Annotated in this window: 19 protein-coding genes and 1 pseudogene; 11 read left to right on the plus strand and 9 right to left on the minus strand. The window is 58.6% G+C overall.

The window, feature by feature from the left end; genetic code table 11:
- Nucleotides 1-19: 19 nt before the first annotated feature.
- Genes ASE07_RS24215 through ASE07_RS24240 form a run of 6 tightly spaced genes read right to left on the minus strand, consistent with a single transcriptional unit; the run spans nucleotide 20 to nucleotide 5,970 of the window.
- Nucleotides 20-1,147, minus strand: a complete 1,128-nt coding sequence (locus ASE07_RS24215; protein ID WP_082584425.1) for a branched-chain amino acid ABC transporter permease — start codon at nucleotides 1,145-1,147, stop codon at nucleotides 20-22.
- Nucleotides 1,144-2,109 (minus strand): branched-chain amino acid ABC transporter permease, encoded by a 966-nt coding sequence (locus ASE07_RS24220; protein ID WP_057293371.1) that lies wholly within the window; start codon nucleotides 2,107-2,109, stop codon nucleotides 1,144-1,146. Before ASE07_RS24220 ends, ASE07_RS24215 begins: the two co-directional genes overlap by 4 nt.
- Nucleotides 2,106-3,401, minus strand: coding sequence for a metal-dependent hydrolase family protein (locus tag ASE07_RS24225; RefSeq protein ID WP_057293372.1), 1,296 nt, complete (start codon nucleotides 3,399-3,401; stop codon nucleotides 2,106-2,108). Before ASE07_RS24225 ends, ASE07_RS24220 begins: the two co-directional genes overlap by 4 nt.
- A gap of 57 nt (nucleotides 3,402-3,458) precedes the next feature.
- Nucleotides 3,459-4,244, minus strand: coding sequence for an alpha/beta fold hydrolase (locus tag ASE07_RS24230; protein ID WP_057293373.1), 786 nt, complete (start codon nucleotides 4,242-4,244; stop codon nucleotides 3,459-3,461).
- A gap of 42 nt (nucleotides 4,245-4,286) precedes the next feature.
- Nucleotides 4,287-5,072 carry an alpha/beta fold hydrolase gene (locus tag ASE07_RS24235; RefSeq protein WP_057293374.1) on the minus strand — a complete coding sequence of 262 codons (786 nt, stop codon included), beginning with the start codon at nucleotides 5,070-5,072 and terminating at the stop codon, nucleotides 4,287-4,289.
- Between the two features lie 25 nt (nucleotides 5,073-5,097).
- Nucleotides 5,098-5,970 (minus strand): fumarylacetoacetate hydrolase family protein, encoded by an 873-nt coding sequence (locus ASE07_RS24240; RefSeq protein WP_057293375.1) that lies wholly within the window; start codon nucleotides 5,968-5,970, stop codon nucleotides 5,098-5,100.
- A 234-nt stretch (nucleotides 5,971-6,204) separates the two neighbouring features.
- Between ASE07_RS24240 and ASE07_RS24245 the strand changes: the two genes are divergently transcribed.
- Nucleotides 6,205-7,053 (plus strand): AraC family transcriptional regulator, encoded by an 849-nt coding sequence (locus ASE07_RS24245; protein ID WP_057293376.1) that lies wholly within the window; start codon nucleotides 6,205-6,207, stop codon nucleotides 7,051-7,053.
- Nucleotides 7,054-7,083: 30 nt separating this feature from the next.
- On the opposite strand, the pseudogene ASE07_RS30050 reads toward ASE07_RS24245, so the two are convergent.
- Nucleotides 7,084-7,185, minus strand: a pseudogene (locus ASE07_RS30050) (DDE-type integrase/transposase/recombinase); the annotation flags it as partial.
- Nucleotides 7,186-7,199: 14 nt separating this feature from the next.
- Here ASE07_RS30050 and ASE07_RS24250 point away from each other — a divergent pair.
- From ASE07_RS24250 to ASE07_RS24285, 8 genes are all read left to right on the plus strand, one after another.
- The gene (locus tag ASE07_RS24250; RefSeq protein ID WP_442946127.1) at nucleotides 7,200-7,463 is read left to right on the plus strand and encodes a LysR substrate-binding domain-containing protein; all 264 of its coding nucleotides are present in this window, start codon (nucleotides 7,200-7,202) and stop codon (nucleotides 7,461-7,463) included.
- 277 nt (nucleotides 7,464-7,740) lie between these two features.
- Entirely contained in the window at nucleotides 7,741-8,457 is a 717-nt protein-coding gene (locus tag ASE07_RS24255) for a GntR family transcriptional regulator (RefSeq protein WP_057293378.1), read from the plus strand.
- Nucleotides 8,458-8,609: 152 nt separating this feature from the next.
- The gene (locus tag ASE07_RS24260; protein WP_057293379.1) at nucleotides 8,610-9,818 is read left to right on the plus strand and encodes an amino acid ABC transporter substrate-binding protein; all 1,209 of its coding nucleotides are present in this window, start codon (nucleotides 8,610-8,612) and stop codon (nucleotides 9,816-9,818) included.
- A gap of 64 nt (nucleotides 9,819-9,882) precedes the next feature.
- Nucleotides 9,883-10,758 carry a branched-chain amino acid ABC transporter permease gene (locus tag ASE07_RS24265; RefSeq protein ID WP_057293380.1) on the plus strand — a complete coding sequence of 292 codons (876 nt, stop codon included), beginning with the start codon at nucleotides 9,883-9,885 and terminating at the stop codon, nucleotides 10,756-10,758.
- An 8-nt stretch (nucleotides 10,759-10,766) separates the two neighbouring features.
- A complete protein-coding gene (locus ASE07_RS24270; RefSeq protein WP_235548593.1) occupies nucleotides 10,767-11,696 on the plus strand; it encodes a branched-chain amino acid ABC transporter permease in 930 nt (309 codons plus the stop codon).
- Entirely contained in the window at nucleotides 11,693-12,418 is a 726-nt protein-coding gene (locus ASE07_RS24275) for an ABC transporter ATP-binding protein (protein WP_057293382.1), read from the plus strand. Before ASE07_RS24270 ends, ASE07_RS24275 begins: the two co-directional genes overlap by 4 nt.
- 8 nt (nucleotides 12,419-12,426) lie before the next feature.
- Nucleotides 12,427-13,137 (plus strand): ABC transporter ATP-binding protein, encoded by a 711-nt coding sequence (locus ASE07_RS24280; RefSeq protein ID WP_156396963.1) that lies wholly within the window; start codon nucleotides 12,427-12,429, stop codon nucleotides 13,135-13,137.
- A gap of 95 nt (nucleotides 13,138-13,232) precedes the next feature.
- Complete coding sequence (locus ASE07_RS24285) at nucleotides 13,233-14,684, plus strand: aldehyde dehydrogenase (protein WP_057293384.1); 1,452 nt, start codon at nucleotides 13,233-13,235, stop codon at nucleotides 14,682-14,684.
- Between the two features lie 68 nt (nucleotides 14,685-14,752).
- Here ASE07_RS24285 and ASE07_RS30970 read toward each other — a convergent pair whose 3' ends face one another.
- Nucleotides 14,753-15,082: a transposase gene (locus tag ASE07_RS30970; RefSeq protein ID WP_442946128.1), complete on the minus strand. Its 330-nt coding sequence runs from the start codon at nucleotides 15,080-15,082 to the stop codon at nucleotides 14,753-14,755.
- A gap of 856 nt (nucleotides 15,083-15,938) precedes the next feature.
- Between ASE07_RS30970 and ASE07_RS24290 the strand changes: the two genes are divergently transcribed.
- Together ASE07_RS24290 and ASE07_RS24295 are read left to right on the plus strand one after the other, a co-directional pair.
- Nucleotides 15,939-17,096 carry a D-alanyl-D-alanine carboxypeptidase family protein gene (locus tag ASE07_RS24290; protein ID WP_057293385.1) on the plus strand — a complete coding sequence of 386 codons (1,158 nt, stop codon included), beginning with the start codon at nucleotides 15,939-15,941 and terminating at the stop codon, nucleotides 17,094-17,096.
- A gap of 565 nt (nucleotides 17,097-17,661) precedes the next feature.
- Nucleotides 17,662-19,257 (plus strand): glucan biosynthesis protein, encoded by a 1,596-nt coding sequence (locus ASE07_RS24295; RefSeq protein ID WP_057293386.1) that lies wholly within the window; start codon nucleotides 17,662-17,664, stop codon nucleotides 19,255-19,257.
- A 182-nt stretch (nucleotides 19,258-19,439) separates the two neighbouring features.
- Here the strand turns inward: ASE07_RS24295 and ASE07_RS24300 are convergent, their stop codons facing one another.
- On the minus strand, nucleotides 19,440-20,279 hold the full coding sequence (locus ASE07_RS24300; protein ID WP_057293387.1) for an SDR family NAD(P)-dependent oxidoreductase: 840 nt from the start codon (nucleotides 20,277-20,279) through the stop codon (nucleotides 19,440-19,442).
- Between the last annotated feature and the right edge of the window lie 19 nt (nucleotides 20,280-20,298).

Consider the following 20,298-nt stretch of genomic DNA (forward strand, 5'->3'; position numbering starts at 1 on the left):
TGGTTATGGAAAACTCACCCTATCGTTTAGTGGCCGGGTGAAGGTAGCCACGCGCCCGATGCCACAATCCAAGCAGGCCATCAGGGGAAAACAGCACGATCAGCAAGAAAGCGCCGCCAATCACAAGGTTGAAGCGCTCACGGTCGATCAAGTCAATCGCAAAGTTCTGAAGCAGCACGAATACCAGGGCGCCGATGAAAGGCCCAATCGGATGACGCATGCCCCCCAGCACAGCCACTACCAGGATATTGATCAGGGCATCGGCACCGATCGTGCCTGGTGAAATGCCGGCGTTGTACCAGACCAGCAGGACGCCACCGATGCCGGCGATCAGGCCGGAGAAGGCATGCGCCGCCACACGGTGCGCCGTCACGTCGAAGCCGAGCGCCCTCATCCGCCTGGCGTTGTCGCGCACGCCCTGCAGCGCCATGCCGAACGGCGCCCGCACGAGATACTTGACCGCCGCATAGGCACTTAGTCCGAGTGCCAGCGCCACATAAAAGAACGGAACCGGGTCACGCAGGCTGATACCGCCAATCACCGGTGCCGTCACGCGCGAAAAACCCTGGAAGCCATTGAACACGGTGTGGTTCTGCTGGGCCAGATAAAACATCGCAACGCCGATGGCTAGCGTAATCATGATGGTGTAGATCCCGTCGGTGCGCACCGAGATCAGGCCGATCAGGGTGGCAACGACGACCGCCAGCACCACGCCCGTCAGCGCCCCCAGCCACCACGGCCAGCCCAGACTGATGTTACTGACTGCGGACTGCCCAAAGATGGCCACGGCATAGCCGGCAATGCCGGCCACGGTCATCTGCGACAAGCTGACCATGCCGCCGTAGCCCGCCAGAAAGGCAAGCGACAAGCCGATGATGCCCAGCACCAGCGCCTGCCCGGCGACCTGGAAGGTGAAGAAGGAGGATGCCACCCATGGATAGACTACGAGCGCGACGAGCACCACCGCATAGCGAAGTGCCTGCATTCTGCGCAATGAGGTTGCTGATGGCGTTTTCACAGATGCCGGTGTCGTAGCAAGCTTCAGGTGCGGCCGAATTTTGCCCTTTGCTGCTGCGGATGCTGCGGCCCGGTCATGCCGCGGCGCCGGGACAGTGCTGGTGGCATGCCGCCACTTGTTCGCGCTCATGCTTTTTTCCCCATCAGTCCTTGCGGACGGAATGCCAGCACCACCACCATGATGACGAAGGTGAACACCACGCCGTAGGTCGGCGCGTAGGCCATGCCCATCGTTTCGGCGATGCCGATCAGCAGCGCGCCGACCGCCGCGCCGCTGATGCTGCCCATGCCGCCGACAATGACGACGATCAGAGAAGCCAGCAGATAGCGGGTGTCTTCACCGGGCGCGATCGATAGCGCGGTGCCACCGATGACGCCGGCAGCCCCCGCCAAACCGGCGCCAATGGCAAACGTCAGTGCAAAGATCCGCTGCACGTTGACCCCGCTGGCCGACAGCATTCGCTTGTCGTCGACACCGGCGCGAATCATCATGCCGATGTGGGTACGGTTGAGAAACAACCACAGTACCAACCCTACCGCGACCGCCGCCAGCAGCACCAGCAAGCGATAGCCAGGATAGGCATTGATAATCGGCAGCGGCACTGGAAATTGCGTCCACTCCGGTGGGTCGAATTGATAGGTGTCGCCACCCCAGATCCACAGGAAGATGTCGGCCAGCACGATCGAGATGCCGATGGTAACCATGGTCTGGCGCAGGTCTTGTCCATCCATGTGGCGCAGCACAAAGACCTGCAAGAGCAGGCCGGCCAGCGCCGCGAACAGGAAGCCGGCCGCCACTGCCAGTAACCAGGATCCAGTGGTCTCACCGACGCTGTAGCCGACATAAGCGCCCATCAGGTAAAGCGAGCCGTGCGCGAGATTGACGTTGCGCATCAACCCGAACACCAACGTAAAGCCGCTCGCTACCAGGAAGTACAGCGCAGCCAGCGTCAGGCCATTGAGCAGCGAGAGAATGAACAGCTTGGGCTGAGTCGACAGCGCCAAGATGGACAGTGCCAGCAGCGGGATGCCGATCACCGCCGTCACCACTAGCGTTGACGTGCGCGGCATATGGGCGCGGGCGAGCATCATGCGTAGGCCGCCCAACGCGAGGTGGAAGTGCTGCGAGCGTTGCGGATTGCCGGTGTTTTGTGGAACTCGCCATCCTTCATCACCGCCAGGATGCGCTCCGGATCCTGCAGTATGCGGATATCAGCCAACGGATCACCATCGATCAGAAGCATGTCGGCCAGATAGCCCTCCTTGACCTGTCCAAGTTCGTGCGGGCGCATCATCATTTCGCCGCCGTACCTGGTAGCCGAGATCAGCGCTTCCATGGTGGAAAAGCCGAGGTATTTGACGAAGTATTCCAGGTCGCGTGCATTGGTGCCATGCTTGATCCAGGCAAAGCCATAGTCGCCGCCCGGCAGGATGCGTACGCCGCGCTTGTGGATCTTCTTCATCGACTCGATCGCATGTTCGAGCTCACGGTGGTAGCCCATCGCCTTGGCGGCCTCCGGGGTGATGCCGTACTCGCTGGCGTTATAGCTGGTGTTGATTAGCCAGGCCAGCCCAGGCGCCACGAACACGCGGTGCTTGTTGGCTTCCAACAGGTCCAACGCTTCATCGTCCGTAAAGCTGGCGTGGTAGATAACTTCAATGCCGTGACGAATGCACTGCTTGATCGATTCGCAAGAACGGGCGTGAGCCGCTACGCGCTTGCCGTGACGGCGCGCCTCTTCGACCAGCGCTGCGATCTCGGGGTCGGTGAACGGGCTGGATTCAGCCGAACTGCCGGCGATGTACTCACCGGAGAGATTGATCTTGAGCGAATCGACGCCGTACTTGATGAAGGTGCGCGCCACCTTGCGCATCTCGTCGGCGCCGGTTGCCACGCAGCCGAAGCTCAACTCCGGATATGGCAGGTGCGGCCGGGTTTCATCACCGAGGCCGCCGATGGTGGTGATTTCCTGGCTGGCAGCCAAGTAGCGGGGCCCGGGAAATTCACCGGCATCGATGGTGTTGCGCAGGACCACGTCCAGTCGGGCTTTGGCGGTAGCTGCCCCGACGCAGGAGGTCCAGCCCATGTCCAGGTAACGCTTGGCCACTCGCACGCACCAGAGAATGTGCTCTTCCGGCGGCATCATCTGGATCGCTGACAGCGAAGGCTGGTCGTTCCAGGCGAAATGGGTATGGGCCTCGGTCATGCCCGGCATCAGAAAGGCGCCGGCGCCATCGATCACGGTAACGTCGCCTGGATGAAAGGTGCGAGCGCTGCGGGCGATGCGGGTGATGCGCTTGCCTTCGACCAGCACTTCGCCATGGTAAGGCTGGGTGCCGCTGCCGTCGAAGATGCGGACATTCGTGAACAGTACGTTGGCCATGCTTGTCTCCTTGTCGGTGTTTTTTGCTGCCTGCTATCTGCTACCCGCGGCTGTTGTTCAGAAACGGCCAGCGTGGAATTCTTTCAGGTCACGCACGCACTCCTCCGGCCGCTCAAAGGTGGTCCAGTGCCCGCATTGCGGATAGACGACAGTACGGCTGCCGGCGATGCGTTCACCGATAGCGCGCACCGACTGCGGCGGTGCGACCACGTCCTCGTCGCCGGTGACCAGCAGAGTCGGGCAGCCGATTTGCTCTACCGGCGGCGCAACTGCCTCGGCCAGTGCTTCGCAGCTTCGTGCATAGCCGTCCGGGTCCTGGCGCATCACGCTTTCACGTACCATGGCCACGGTGACTGGCCGCTCGCGCCTGGTGCGGGCCGACAATGCGGAACCGACGATGGCATCCGCAATCTCCTGCATTGCTGCGACTCCGCCTTCGCGTGCCTTAGCAGCGCGGGCGCGGATGTTTGGGCGCGCGCCGTCTGGCGGGCACAGCAGCGGGCCAAACAGTGCCATGCTGCGCACTAGCCGCGGTTCCATCACGGCCACTTGGAAGCAGACGATGCTGCCGAGCGAATGGCCAAGGAAACGGGCACCGGTGATGTCCAGGCGCCGGCAGACGGCGATCACGCTTTCGGCCAGCCGTTCGATCGACAGCGGCCCTTCTACCCGCGCTGAACGCGCACTGCCGGGCATGTCGATGCGGATCTGACGCATCCCCGACAGAGCATGCTCGACTGGCGTCCAATTGTTGGAAGATCCACCAAGGCCGTGGATGCACACCACCGGCTCGCCTTCGCCGTCAACTTCTACAGCGATACGTTCAAAGAATGTTGTCGTCATTGGGTCGCTTATTCGTTGAAAGTGTTTTTCGGTATAAGGTGTTCATGCGGCCATGCGCAGGAAGCTATTGAGTTCGGCTCCGCAATGGGCCGGCTTCTCGAACGTCGGCCAGTGACCGCATCCTGCAAGCACCACCATGCGACTCGACGGAATGCGCGCCGCCATTTCCTGAACCGCCTTCACGGGAGCCACGCCGTCCTGGTCACCGGTTACCAGCAACGTCGGCACCTCGATGCGCTCAATGGCTGCAGATTGGGCGCTTGCCAACGCCAGGCAACTTTGCGCATAACCCTGCGGTGACTGGCGCATGACGCTTTCCCTGACCAGCGCCACGGCAGCCGGCTGCTCGGCTCGGGTTTCCTGGCTGGTGGCGGCCGCGACGATGGTATCGGCTATTTCCTGCATGGCCGGCAGGCCGCCGCTGCCCGCTTTGGCGGCGCGGGCAATGATATGGGGTCGCGCTGCATCCGGTGGGCAGGTCAATGGGCCGAACAGCGCCAGGCTTAGCACCAGTTTTGGGTGCCGGGTAGCAAGGTGCTGGCAGACGATCGTCCCCATTGAGTGGCCGATGAAGTGGGCGCTGGCTATGCCCAGATGCTGGCATACGGTCGCCACTGCCTCCACCATTTGCGCGATGCTCAAAGCGCTGTCGGTATTGGCAGAACGGCCGCTTCCCGGAAGGTCAATGCGCACCACGCGGTAACCCTGCATCACCGGCAGCAGGGGCGTCCAGGTATTGCTGCTGCCGCCTAGGCCATGTACGCAGACGATAGCCGCTCCTTCGCCTTCTACCTCGACTGCCAGGTTCGTGATAATTTGCGTCGCCATGGTTTTCCCCTGTTAGATGGCGGAATCAAACAAAGCGGTTTTCAATCGCGCCGAGGCCGTCGATCTCGATGCGCACCACGTCGCCGGACTTGAGAAACCGGGGCGGCTGCAAGCCCATGCCGACGCCGGCCGGCGTGCCGGTGGCGATGACGTCGCCCGGATACAGAGTGATGCCGCGCGAGACCGTCTCAATCAGGGTCGGGATGTCGAAAATCAGGTTTTCAGTTGGACCGTCCTGGCGCAGCTCGCCATTGACCCAACAGCGCACCCGGGTTCGGGTGCCGTCGAGTTCGTCGGCAGTCACAAGCCAGGGACCCATTGGGCAGAAATTATCGAAGGACTTGCCCATGTCCCATTGCTGATGGCGCATCTGCACATCGCGGGCAGTAACGTCGTTGACAGCGGTATAGCCGAACACATGCTGCATCGCGTCGGCGCGCTGAATGTTCTTGCCACCACGGCCGATGACCACCGCCAGCTCCGCTTCGTAATCAATCTGCTCCGAGACTGCTGCGCCCGGCAGGCTGACATCGTCGTATGGGCCAACTACGCATTCAGGTACTTTAGTAAAAACAATTGGCCAAGACTCAGGATTGGCATCGTTGCCCTTGAATACCGACGCCTGCAATTCTTTGGCATGCGCGTGGTAATTGCGGCCGACGCACCAGATGTTGCGACGTGGCAACGGAATCGGTGCTTCAAGTTTGATCGCCGAGACTTCCATCTCTGGCCCGTCCGTTGCCGGCAACATTTTTCCAGCCGCTACTATTTCGATGATCGCCAATGCGCCGCGCTCGGCTTGTTCCTTTGACAAAGCCAAGGGCGTCACCTTTGTCTGATCCGCCGACACCAGCCCGACGAAACGTTGGCCGTCCACTCGATAACTTGCAATTCGCATTAGTTCATCCTTCCACGATGATGTTGCCGCCAGGGCAAGCTGCCAAGGCGCTGTTCAGGTGGATTCGAGTGTAGGAAGAGATGACAAAACGCGCTTATCGACCGGTCGCGTGGCTTATCTAGCTGTCTTAAGGCTTATCGCTGAGTCTGATATCTTTCGCATGAATAGCTGATATCACTAAAAAGTGTGGTTACAATCGACCGACACGCCGAATACCGGTGGGAGGAGACAAGCATGTCAGAGGCATACGCTTTTCACGAAGGCCCCTTCGGTCAGGCCATTGTGCTGGAGTCCCGTACCAGTCTCGTGGCGCACTCGCACACAGAGTCGCAGGTGGCGTTCTGGCTAGGCGGCGCCCGCGCCAAGGCCCAAGTCGGCAATACCATGGTGCATTACGCAGAGGATGTCGGCGTTGCGACCAATGCCTACCAGCTGCACGACATGGCGCTGCTGGAACAGAACGGCACTGCGGTGTTCTTGCTGCTGATGATTTCCCGCGATTGGCTCAATGAGCGGCGTAAGGCCACCGGCCGCCCTTTTCTATTTCCTTGTCCTCGCATCCCGATCGACGACAACCTGCGCAAGGCCTGCTGGCGGCTGCTGAACATTCTCATGACAAACAGCGGAAACCGTGCGCTGATCGATGCTGAAGCCGAAAGCCTGATCGATGCCTCAGTTGCAGCGGCAACCGGCTCCAAGGAGGCAGCCGGCGTGCGGATGTTGCCGCCGCTGCTCGACCACCGCCTGCGCACTGCCATTTCTCTGATGCGCGACCACGTTGGAGGCGGCATCGGCGTCGAGGAAATCGCCGAAAAAGTGGGCGTGTCGCGCGCGCATTTCTTTGTGCTCTTCAAAGAGCAGCTTAACACCACACCCCAGGTATTCTGGAGCGCGCTGCGCGTGGAGGAAGCAATGCGGCGACTAATCGCACCCAAAGCGACGCTTACTGACGTCGCCTTCGATCTCGGGTTTTCTGCGCCCAGCAATTTCTCGCGCTTCTTTAAGGAACATATCGGCGTCTCCCCTTCCACTTTCAGGCGCGCGGCAATCGGCCAGTCCTCGCAGACGCAGATGACAGCCTAGTGGTGGAAATAAGCAATTTCCACCACTAGGCTGGTCAGTGACGATCTTGCGTGGGCCACTCGGATACTCGTCCAGCAGCCGCTGAAAGAAGCGCCTGGCGGCTGCCTTGTCACGGCGACTCTGCAACGGAATGGCATGGCCTGGGGCTGCCAAACATCGTTGTCGAGACCCGTTCCATCGTGGTTCTCAAAAGCCTGGTGATCAATGCCGGCTTTATTAGCTGGATGCCGGCACCGATGTACGAAGTCGAACGCAACGCAGGTCTGATTGACGCCCTGCCTATCGAGGGAGCACATGCGGAACGTACCCTGACCGCTTTCCGTCGCCGCGAAGGACTGCTGCCAGGGCCCGCGGCAAAGCTGATCGAGGAACTGCGCAGGATCGCTGAGGCTCCGGGCACCCGCGGCTGACAAGCTTGCCGTTGCTACATCCGCACCGGCTATAAGGTCCAGGCTATGTTTGACATGCTGCTGCTTATATTCGTCGCGCATAGCCGACGGCATGGCGATTCCCATTTGGGGAAATGGTGACTTCTAGCACATTGGTATACCGTACCCCATCAGTACGGAGAATATCGCCCACATTTCGGCCTATTTTTACTTAAATTTAGCATCATGGTATACATTATATAAATCTTGGTGTACTTTAATAGACATTAAAGAATGTATTAACCGAGACAATAAACGTATGGACACCCAGACTGCCCGCCTGTTAGTCGAACTCCGCGACCTCATCATGAAGGGCGCCTTCGCCGCCGGCGAGCGCCTGGTCGAAGCGACGTTGTCGGAAAAACTGCAAGCATCCCGCACGCCGGTGCGCTCCGCGCTTTTGATGCTGGAACAGGAAGGCCTGGTGCAGCGCGTACAGGGCGGCGGTTACGTGGTGCGCAAGTACACAGCGCGCGAAGTTTCCCAGGCCATCGCAGTCCATGCCAACCTGGAGGGAATGGCCGCCCGCCTGCTTGCGGAGCAGGGAATGGCGCGAAATCTCAGTGACGAACTGCAGTCCTGTCTCGATGAAGGAGACCGGATCACCTCCGCCGAGAAGATGGAAATGGAAGCCATTGCCGCCTACCTCGAGATGAACAACCGCTTTCATCAATTGATTGTTGATGCCTGCGGCAATGAGGTGCTCAAGCAATGTCTGGCATCGATAGACCGTATTCCATTTGCTTCCGCCGGCGGCATGCTGCCGTTCCAGTCCAAGCAAGCACATAGCGATGAACTGATGCGGTTCGCCCACCGCCAGCATCACATGCTGGTCGATGCCCTGCGACGCGGACAAGGTGCGCGTGCGGCGGCGCTGTCAGAAGAACACAGGCAAATTGCCTTGCTGAACCTGAAGCACGCCACCGAACACAGCGGCGAAGACAATCTGATTCCTATCCTGCGTCTGGCTTCCTGACAAGCCGGTCGCTTATCGGCACCGGCGCTGATGGTCCGCCGGCATATCGATGTGAATAGTCCTTTTCCGGCCGGAAAAGGCGCTGTGCCGTAGCATCCGCAATAAAACAAAAGATTCGTGCACCAACAAAGCATCACAACAACGGAGACAACATGAACTACCCTATCAATCTGAAACGCAGAACCCTCGCAGCTGCTCTCGCACTCGCTGCTGCTGCCGCTGCTGCAGTTCCCACCGTAAGTTTTGCCCAGGCCGACAAGCCGATTCGCGTTGGCTACACCATGTCGCGTACCGGCCCGTATGCGCCGGGCGCGCAAGTATCGCAGGAACCGAACTACCTGCTCTGGGCCGAACAGGTCAATGCCGCCGGTGGCCTGTCAGTCAAGGGCCAGAAGCGCAAGGTCGAACTCATTGCCTACGACGACCGCAGCGAAATCGAAACCGCTGTACGTACCTACGAAAAACTGATGGGCAGCGACAAGGTCGATTTGATTCTGCCGCCTTGGGGCTCGGCGATGAACTTTGCGGTCGCCCCACTTGCCAACCGTTACGGCTATCCCTTCCTGGCGCCGACTGCGCTGTCCCGCAAGCTGATCGACATGCAGCTGCCGTATTTCTTTTCGCTGCTGCAGCAGCCGGACAAGATGATGGGCGCCCTCGCCGACATGCTCGCCGCAAATGGCGTCAAAACCGCTGCGGTGATCTATATGGATGACCTGTTTGGCATCGAGAACATGGCATCGCTGCGGGTCGCCCTGAAGGAAAAGGGCATTCAGATTGTCGAAAGCAAAAGCTATCCGCTCGGCGTGAAAGATTTGTCGCCGGTGCTCAAAAGCATCAAAACCATCAATCCGGACGCATTCATCGGCATTACCTATCCGCCCGACACCATCCTGGCATCGACACAGGCGCGCGAGATCGAATTCAATCCGAAGTTCTTCTACGCCTCGGTTGGCACCGCATTCCCGCTCTACAAGCAGCGCATCGCCGCCAACGCGGAAGGCGTGCTCGGCATGGGCTCATGGAACCCGAAGGTGACACCTGCTGCCAAGGCCTATTTCGATGCGCATGCTGCGCAGATGAAGAAGGAACCGGACCGCTGGGCCAGCGGCCACGCATGGGCAGGCCTGCAGATTCTGCAGCAGGCGGTTGAGAAGGTCGGCCTCGATCGCAAGGCATTGCGCGAGCATATCGCAGGCAACGAGTTTGACACCATCCTGGGCAAGATCCGCTTCCAGCGCGGCGAGAATGCGAGCATTCCGGGCACTGTCGGACAGTGGCAGGGTGGCGAATTCGAAGTCGTGTGGCCGCCGTCACGCGCCACAGCCAAGCTCGTGACGGCCAAGCCGGCCTGGAAGTAAGCCACCGGCCTGTAGCAGTTCGCCGCAGCTCATAGCAGTCCGCAGCACTTTTCGAGTATAGAAAATGGATCTTTCCCTGTTTGCCGACCTGGCGGTGAACGGCCTGGTGATCGGCGGCATTTATGCCGTCATCGCCATTGGCCTGAACCTGCAGTACGGCCTCATGCGCATCCTCAACATCGCCCATGGCGAGTTCCTGATGATCGGCGCCTTCCTCACCTTCACGCTGCACACGCTGACAGGTGCAAGCCCGCTGCTATGGCTGCCGGTGATCGTGGCCTTGTGCTTTGCCGGCGGGCTGCTCCTGCACCGACTGGTGTTCAGGCGCCTGACCGCGACCTCCAAATCTCTGGACCAGGTGGAAGAACGCAGCCTGATCATCGGCTTCGGCCTGATGTTCATTCTGCAGAATGCCGCCAGCCTGATCTGGGGCGCCGACATTCGCGGCTATGACTTCATGAGCGAACCGGTCAAGTATGCCGGCGTGGTCGTTACTCAGAACAGACTGCTGGTGCTGTTCCTGGCGGTGGCGGCGAGCGTCGGATTGATCATGCTGCTGCAACGCACGCTGCTCGGCAAGGCGGTGCGTGGCATGCTGCAGTCGCCGCTGGGCGCCTGGCTGGTCGGCATCGACACGCAGCGCCTGCACCCGTTTGTGTTCGCGCTCGGCATCGCCATGGCGGGACTGGCCGGATCGCTCCTGAGCATGATCTACGAGGTGTCCCCCAACATTGGCGAGACCTATACCGTCATGGCACTGATCGTTATCACCCTGGGTGGACTCGGCAGCATCGGCGGCAGCTTTGCCGCCGCCATATTGCTCGGTCTGGTGGAAAGCTTCGGCACCCACTTCACCAACCCCTCGCTGAAGATGCTGTTGAGCTACGGTATTTTCGTTCTGATCCTGATGACCCGACCAAAAGGCCTGTTCGCAAAATGAAAAAATTCATGAGCTTTGTGGCCCTCGCAGGTATTGTCCTGGCTGCCGGTCCCTGGGTCTTCTCCGACTTCTGGCTGTCGCTGGCGATGACCTGCATGATGTACTCCGCGTTAGCGGTGAGCTGGGCCATGTTCAGTGGCACCACGCGCTATCTGTCGTTGGCGACCTCCGCGCTGTTCGGCCTGGGAACCTACACTACCGCGATGGCAATGCAGCACCTGCCCTGGCCGCTGCTAATCGCGGCGGGTGGACTAGTGTCGGCGCTGTTCGCCTTGCTGGTAAGTGCTGCGGTATTCCATCTGCGCGGCACCTACTTCGCGGTACTGACGTTCGGCCTTGGAGAGTTGGTACGCCACTCCATTACCTATACCGAAAAGAGTGTGTTCGGCACGGTTGGCCGGGTGCTGACCGAAGTCCCGTCCAACGAGATACTGTACTGGACTATGCTGGTGCTGGCACTGCTGGCCATCGTCACCTACAAGCTGGTGTCGGTGTCGCGCCTGGGCATGGCGATGCGCGGCATCGGTGCCGACGAGCAGCGCGCCGCCACCTTCGGCGTCAACACGCGTGTTACCAAGCTGGCCGGCTTCGCGTTGAGCGCCTGGTTCGCCGGCGCCGTCGGGGCTGCCATGGCGGTGCGATGGACCTACATCGATCCGCATTCCGCTTTCAGTCCATTGATCGGTTTTCAGACCGTGCTGATCGCCATGATCGGCGGCGCGACCACCTGGCGTGGCCCGGTGATCGCGGCAATCGGTCTGAGCCTGCTGTCGGATGCATTGCGTCTGAACTTTCCGCATGCCTATCTGGTCATTCTTGGCGTGCTGCTGATCGTGTGCGTGCTGTTCATCCCTGGCGGCATTGCCAGCATCAAATGGAAAAACCTGTTCCGCAGGAGTGATGGCGGTCTGGTCGCAGGACACAAGGAGGCAGCATGAGTACATCCATGCTTTCGGTGCAGGGATTGGGCATGCAGTTCGGTGGCCTGAAGGCGCTCGCCGACGTCACCATGGAAGTCAAACAGGGCGAATTCGTCGGAGTCATTGGTCCCAACGGGGCTGGGAAGACCACGTTCTTCCATGCCATCAGCGGAGTCCATGTGCCGACTTCGGGCACAGTGCGTATCGATGGCCGTGAGCTTCAGGGCCGGAGCCCGGATGCCTTCTGCCGCGCCGGCGTGGCACGCACCTTCCAGACGCCGCGCATCTTCGGCGACATGACGGTGCTGGAAAACGTACGCTTTGCCTTCCTGTTCGGTAACCAGGGCGGCGATGTGAGCCTGGTGGACAAGGTGATTGGAGAAACGCATCTGGCTACCCTGCGCAGCGAGGTCGCCGGTGCATTGCCGCCGGCCCGTCAACGCCAGCTGGAGATCGCCATGGCCCTGGTGACCGCTCCGCGCCTGCTGCTGCTGGACGAGGTGGCAGCCGGGTTGACTGAAGGCGAAGTCGAAGACGTGGCAAGGCTGATCAGGCACTTGCACGATAGTTATGGCTTGACCGTGGTCTGGATTGAACATGCGGTGCGCACCCTGATGAAGACGGTCGACCGTGTCGCGGTGTTGAACTTCGGCCAGCTGCTGGCCGATGGCACCCCGGCCGAGATCGCCGCCAATCCCAAGGTCATCAGTGCCTATCTGGGCGATGAGGTGGTGGAATGAGCACAGCCATGAATGTACTGCTTGAAGCAAAACGCTTGTCCGCAGGCTACGGCCCTCTAGAAATCATCCGTAACATCAACATCCAGGTACTGCAAGGCAAGCTGACAGTGATCGTTGGGCCGAACGGCGCCGGCAAGACAACCCTGATGCGGGCGCTGTCCGGCATCCTGCCCCTCGGGCAAGGCGGGGTTGCGCTCGCCGGCAATTCGGTCGAGTCCTTCAACGTATCCAGGCGCGTCTCTAGCGGCCTGGTGCTGGTGCCGGAAGGACGTCATCTGTTTGCACAGATGACGGTCGAGGAAAACCTGGAGCTTGGCGGTTATCTGCTGCCTTCCGCCGAGCGGCGTCGCCTGATGAACGAAGTTCTGGCGCTGTTTCCGCGTCTTGCCGAGCGGCGCCAGCAGCTGGCTGGCACCATGAGCGGGGGCGAACAGCAAATGGTGGCGGTGGGTCGGGCAATGATGGGCAAGCCCAAGTGCATGCTGCTGGATGAACCGTCACTCGGCCTGGCGCCAAAGATGGTCGTCGAATTGTTCCGTATCTTGAGGCAGATCTGCGACCAGGGCACCGGCGTTTTGCTGGTGGAGCAGAATGTACGGCAGGCGCTTTCCGTCTGCGATCACGCCTATATCCTGGAGCAGGGTCAGGTCGTGGCGGAAGGTTCCGGACAAGAACTGCTCCAGGGTGAGCGAATCAGGAAGTCGTATTTGGGGCTGTAGAGAAGCAATAGGACAAACAAATGGCCAAACCAGCCAGGCGCTCTTCTAGCCTTGGCTGGGTTTTACTCACAATTCAACTTGATTGGGAATCGATAATGAGCACTATTTCCATGCTGATCAATGGCGAGCGCGTTCCTGCCCGTAATGGCGCGCAATTCGAACGTCGCAATCCGCTGGACGGCAGCGTTGCCACCACTGCACCCGCCGCCAGCGTCGAGGACGCCACTGCCGCAGTCGATGCTGCGGCGAAGGCCTTTCCTGCCTGGGCCGCGATGGGGCCGGGCGAACGCCGGACATTGCTGATGAAAGCCGCGCATGCCCTCGAATCCAAGGGAGAGGCGTTTGCTGCCGCAGTGGCTGCAGAGACAGGCGGCTCGGCAATGTGGTCTGGATTCAATGTGCATCTGGCAGCCGGCATGTTGCTCGAGGCCGCATCGATGACAACGCAGATCAGTGGCGAAATCATTCCGTCGGACGTACCTGGCAGCCTCGCGATGGGCGTACGGCAGCCGGCGGGCGTGGTATTGGGCATGGCGCCCTGGAATGCTCCGATCATCCTGGGTGTACGGGCCATCGCCATGCCGCTTGCCTGCGGCAATACCGTGGTGATGAAAGGTTCCGAGCTGTGCCCTGCCACCCACGGGCTGATTATCGAGGCCATGCAGGAAGCCGGCTTGCCGCCTGGCGTCGTCAATTTCGTGACCAATGCGCCGCAAGACGCATCGGCGGTCGTCGAAGCAATGATCGCCCATCCCGCCGTGCGCCGCGTGAACTTCACTGGCTCGACGCGCGTAGGCAAGATCATCGCCGCATACTGTGCAAAATATCTGAAGCCGGCCGTGCTGGAACTTGGTGGCAAGGCGCCATTCATCGTTCTGGATGATGCTGATCTTGACGCGGCAGTCAATGCAGCTGCCTTCGGTTCCTTTGCCAACTCGGGGCAGATCTGTATGTCCACCGAACGCATCATCGTCGACCGCAAGATCGCCGACGCCTTCACTGAACGGCTGGCCGCCAAGGCAAAACAGTTGCCCCTGGGCGACCCGCGCAAGGGACCTGTGGTACTCGGTTCAGTGGTCGACATGAGCACCGTCCATCGATGCAATGAGCTCATCGATGATGCGCTGTCGAAAGGCGCGAAGCTGCTCTGCGGCGGGCGCGCCGATTCCACCTTGATGCCCGCCACGCTGCTGGATCATGTCACTCGCGACATGAAGATCTACCATGAGGAATCGTTCGGTCCGGTCAAGGGCATCGTGCGCGTCGATGGTGTGGAAGAGGCAGTGAGCTGCGCCAACGACAATGAATTCGGCCTTTCATCGGCGGTGTTTGGCACCGATATTGCACGTGCGATGAACGTTGCAAAGCGCATCGAATCCGGCATCTGTCACATCAATGGCCCGACGGTGCATGATGAGGCGCAAATGCCGTTCGGCGGCGTCAAGGGTAGCGGCATGGGGCGCTTCGGCGGCAAGGCCGGCATTGCTGAATTCACCGACCTGCGATGGATGACAGTGCAGACTACAGCGCGGCATTATCCGTTCTAGTTACGATGGTTTAACCATGATGTGTGTTCATTCGGAACGGGTTTGAGTTACCGGGAATCGCCAGATTTCTATTTTCTCAAAAGGTCCAGCCTATGTGGGTTAAGCAGTTGACAAATATCTGTCAACTGCTTAGATGGCGCATTTAGTTCCGAACATGTGGAGACATTAGAGCGAATTTCATGTCGATGTAGGAGATAGTCACAATGTTTAAACCAGCCTTGAGCATCAGCGTCACTGATTGAGTCGATCGCCGCAGCCAAGGCTTCATCAAGGGCCTGCCGGGTTCTTGCCTTTGCACTTCTTAGTTTGGTTTTAAGCTTGGACCAGCAGTTTTCAATAGGCGACAGCTCTGACGAGTAAGGTAGCGGATACATTAAGATGGCGCCAGCACCTTCAATGGCTTGCTCAGTACCGGCGACTTTGCGCGCTTAAGTTATCCATTACCACGACATCGCCCGGTCGCAAGGTTGGTATCAGAACATGATTGACAAAGGTAGGGAACACCGTGGCATCGGTGGCGCTATCGACGGTTATGACCGCTTCAAGACCATCGCAGGACAACGCTAATCAACCGACGTAGCTCCATCCGAAAGCGCTTCTCCACGCAATCGGTCACGATCTGTGTTGCCCGAGATTAGGCCACATGACCGGAGGACGACGCATCATATAGCCGACAACACCTTGACTAGCAGGCAATCACCGAACAGGTTGCATATGGCCGTTAAGCCTCGCCTAATGTAACGTATGTATAGTCGTTCCCGAACGCACGTTATAGTCCTTCTTTTCTTTACTACTGCAGTAAGATGGGAGCGCTTACGCATTGATATATGACGGATAAAAAGGATGACACAATGGCGCTGACATACGACCGTAACAATCTACCGGTTTCCTGCGGCGTTGGACTGGTCCTCGCCAATCAATATACCGCCCATGAAGTATGCCCCCCGCGCGTTTCGGCACGCAAACGCTGGCTACGGACGCGATGCGCCTCCTGCATGTCTACTTGCAAAGCTGCTATTAGAGTACTTTGTATGCAGACGGTGGTTCCCGATAATGATGTCTAACCGGTGATAGTTCATTTAAAAGTCACTGTACACCGCGTCCGCACCGCAGGTGTATAACACTGTCGTTCTTTGCAGGAATTGCACGAAGTATTCATTTTAAATGCCGTATTTGTAGATAGATGCATCGCCGCTTGCCAGAGGCTTGCGTTGCCGCTGCCGGCAGACCTCCATTCTCTTTTGACTGTTTTACATGCTAAAGCCTACTATTTCTATCATTGCCCGCGCCTTCGTCTCCGGTGCCATTCTGGCAGGAGCCTTACCTGCTGTCGCACAAACCGTTCCAGCGCCTGTCGCCGCCGCACGAAGCTGGACTGTTCTTGACGCCAATACCGGCAAGACGTTGGCTTCCCAGGACGCCGGACTACGCATCATCCCTGCCTCACTGACTAAGGTGATGACCGCATATCTGGTATTCGAGGCAATACGCGACGAGCGCCTGGATTGGGATCAGATGGCAAATGTATCGCTCAATGCATATCGCGTTGACAAATCATCTTCTAAAATGTTCATCGACCCGAAGGTGCCGGTGTCGATCAAGGACCTGACCTATGGACTGATTATCCAGTCCGGCAATGACGCAGCCGTTCAGCTAGCTGAAACGATCGCCGGCAGCGAAGAAACGTTCGCGGCGATGATGAATAAAAAAGCACAGGAGCTCGGCATGAAGGGAAGCCACTTCATGAATGCGTCCGGTTTGCCCCATCCCGAGCATTACTCGACCGCGGAAGATTTGGCGTTGCTGGCCGCGCGCCTAATCCGCGACTTCCCTGAAGACTATAAGATCTATTCGATCAAGGAATTCACTTACAACAATATCAAGCAGGGTAACCGCAACCTGCTGCTGTATCGCGATCCAACCGTCGATGGCATGAAGACCGGCTATGTGAACGGGTCTGGCTACAACCTGATCGCATCGGCCAAGCGCAACGGCGATCAACGGATCATTACCGTGGTGACCGGCACTGCGTCGCCGCGGCTACGTGCCGACGAAAGCGTGAAGCTACTCGGATGGGCATATTCCAACTTTGAGAGTGTCAAAGTTGCCACCGATGGCCAGCAGTTAGTGACGCCGGCTGTATGGAAGAGCGACCAAAAGTCTTTCAAGGCTGGCTTTGGCGCCGATCGTTTTGAAACCCTTGGCAAGGGTGCCGGCAGTAAGATCAAGACTGACGTTGTGTTGCAGGACAAGCTGGTCGCTCCCATTGCCAAAGGCACCAAGGTTGGCACTGTCAAAGTAAGCTACGACGGCAAACCGCTGACAGAACTGCCGCTGGTCGCGCTCGAAGATGTCAAGGAAGCCGGATTTTTTGCGCGCCTCTGGGACTCGCTGCTAATGCTATTTGCTTAACGCGCAGCATCAGGCAGCACGCCGCGCTCACTAGAGCAGTTTCACCCCGACTTAGAGGCCGCGACATCGAAGAGGCGGGGCGTGACGTATCCGAGATATTGTGGGTCAGGAACGAAGAGATCGATATCCTTGGGAAGACGATGTTCGTAGGGCAACATGAGTACCGACCCTCCGCCAACTGTCCAAGACGGCTGGCTGGGGCCATGACGCTTGCCGATTTCTGTAAGCCGCATGAGTTGGTAGAAGGCTCCGGAATCGATGAATGTAAAATAATCTTACATATCGGCCGGGCATTTTAGAAATATCTGTAAATGAAATGATAAGACTCAGTAATTGAAACAAGGAAACCGATATCTTTTTAGATTGCTTTTTCTTGTGCAATTAACCCATCATCCGAATAAATTACACCCTACTCTTATTCAGTACGTCTCGCTGCAATCCGCTTCACAGTGCTTGCAAGCCATTAATCGATATCAAAGCTTGGGAGGACGTACACCGAGAGTTGACCCAGTGCTGATAAACTTCGCCGGTCGCGGCAAGGATAACGACCTTAAAAAGGAGTTTTATGGATAGACGCGGTTTTTTGAGAAATGCTGTTGCCCTTGCAGGGACTGGTATTCATTCTTCGCCGCTGTTTGCCATGGCCACTGCACCGCGAGCGCTCAAATACATCGGCCACACGCAGGCATTTGATTATGCGTGGCTAAAAGGGCAAGCGCGCCAGATGGCTGCGACGGCCTACCAGGCACCGTCCAGCCAGTTGCCGGATGAGGTGGACAAGCTCGACTGGGACCAATATCAGATGATCCAGTACCGGTCGGATCATGCGTTGTGGGCGAACGAAGCTTCAATGTTTCAGGCTAAGTTTTTTCATCGGGGCCTATTCTTTAAATCCCCCGTGCATATCCATGAAGTGGTGAACGGCCAGGCCAGGGAAATCGCCTATGACCCGGAAATGTTCAACTACGGCAAGAGCGGTCTGCATCCGCGCAAGCTACCGGCAGATCTTGGTTTTGCTGGCTTCAGGATCAACTTCCACACAGATCTGTCGCGCGATGTCACTGCGTTTCTCGGCGCGAGTTATTTTCGCGCAGTCGGCTCCGACTGGCAGTATGGCTTGTCGGCAAGGGGCCTGGCGATCGACTGCGGCATGGAACGTCCTGAAGAATTTCCGATGTTCACCAAGTTCTGGCTGGAGCGCCCGCAAAACAATTCCAACCGCCTGGTGGTGTACGCGCTGCTCGATTCGCCGAGCGTTGCGGGCGCCTATCGATTCGAAATGGAACCGGGCGCTTCCTTCGTGATGGATGTGGACGTCGCGTTATATCCACGCACGACCATCGAGCGGCTCGGCGTCGCGCCGCTGACCAGCATGTTTCAGTATGGCGAAAACGATCGCCATATCGCCGCGGCCAACGACTGGCGGCCTGAGATCCATGATTCCGACGGCTTGTCGATGTTGCGCGGAAATGGCGAATGGATCTGGAGGCCACTGACCAATCCTGCGCAACTGCGCTTCAACGCCTATCAGGATGAAAGTCCACGCGGCTTTGGCCTGCTTCAGCGTGACCGCAATTTCGACCACTATCAGGATGATGGAGTATTTTATGAAAAGCGCCCCAGCTTGTGGATAGAACCGAAGTCGGACTGGGGCAAAGGATCAATTCAGCTTGTCGAGATTCCGACTGTCGACGAGACCTTCGATAACATCGTTTGTTTCTGGAATCCCGCCGATAAGCCGCAGCGGGGACAGGAATACCTGTACTCCTACAGGATGCACTGGGGACGCAATATTCCCGTGTCACAGCAGCTGGCAACCGTGGCTGCGACACGCACCGGTATTGGCGGCGTGATAGGACAGAAGCGCAACTATTTTTCATGGCGGTTCGTGATCGACTTCGTTGGCGGCAACCTCAAACTGCTGGGTAAGGATGCGAAAGTCCTACCCGTCATTAGCGCCTCCCGCGGCATTGTGGAGCTTAGTTCGGCACGTCCACTGGACGATATCCAGGGTTATCGGGTGATGTTCGACCTCAGGCCAGCCGACGACAGCGGCGCACCGATCGACTTGCGCGCCTACATGACAGTGGGAGGAGCACCCTTGAGTGAAACCTGGCTCTATCAGTGGACGCCGACGGCAGCAGCCATGCGGCAGCTTTAATCGGACACAACGAATGATGATCTCCTGCTCGATGTGTCGTCGCCTGAACAACTCATCCAAACCAGTCTAGCGAAACCGATTATTTGCACCAGAACCCAATTTTCGACCTCGGGAGGCGACCTCGTGCATGACGTCACGGTTGACCACCCTGGCCTGAAGCGCGTCATGCCTCTTCGTGCAACCTACCTCGCAATGCCCGATAGCAGGCCACCATCCACAATCAGGTCATGTCCATTGATGTAGGAAGCATCCTGAGAGATCAGGAACAATGCCGCATGCGCAACCTCCCATGCCGTGCCTTGTCGTTGAAATGGCAGCGGTCTGGTGGCACGGTCAGGCCGTCTGGCACTGGCGGCCCGCCCCATCGGCGTATCAATCAAGCCGGGCGATACCACGTTGGCGCGGATGCCCCGGGGTTGGCCTTCCAGCGCGGCGGCTCGGCAAAGCGCCGGGAGCGCTGCCTTCGATGCTTCATAGGCCGGCTGTCGACTCAATGGCAGCCTGGAGGCGAGAGAGGAAATGAAGACCAGCGAACCGCCATCTTTCAATGAAGTCATGGCATGTTTGGCAACGAACATATGGGCCTTTAGATTGATTGACAGCACTTGGTCCCAGGATGCCTCTGTCTGGTTGTGCAGGCCAAGACCATTACTGATGCCGATATTAATGACGACACCGTCGAGGCCGCCCAATGCAGCCGCTGCATTTTCCACCATGTTCTGGACCTGCGATTCATCGGTCGCGTCGCATGCAACAAAATACCCTCTGCCTCCGTATGACGTAATTCGCTCTACCGTTTCCTGCCCTGAATCGAAATCCCGATCGGCGCAGGCCACTGCCGCGCCTTCGCGTGCGAACAACAGGCTTATCGCGCGCCCGTTTCCGACCGCCTCGCTATCGTCGCACTGGCGTTGACCCGCACCGACCACCAGAATCCTGCGCCCATCCAGTCGCCCTCGGCCGGGGCCATCTCCAAGAGCCGATGAAAACGCTTGTGCCTGACCTTGTGAATGTGTGTTCATATACGTCTCCCGTAATAAA

It is taken from the genome of Noviherbaspirillum sp. Root189, from assembly GCF_001428545.1.
Lineage (GTDB): Bacteria > Pseudomonadota > Gammaproteobacteria > Burkholderiales > Burkholderiaceae_D > Noviherbaspirillum.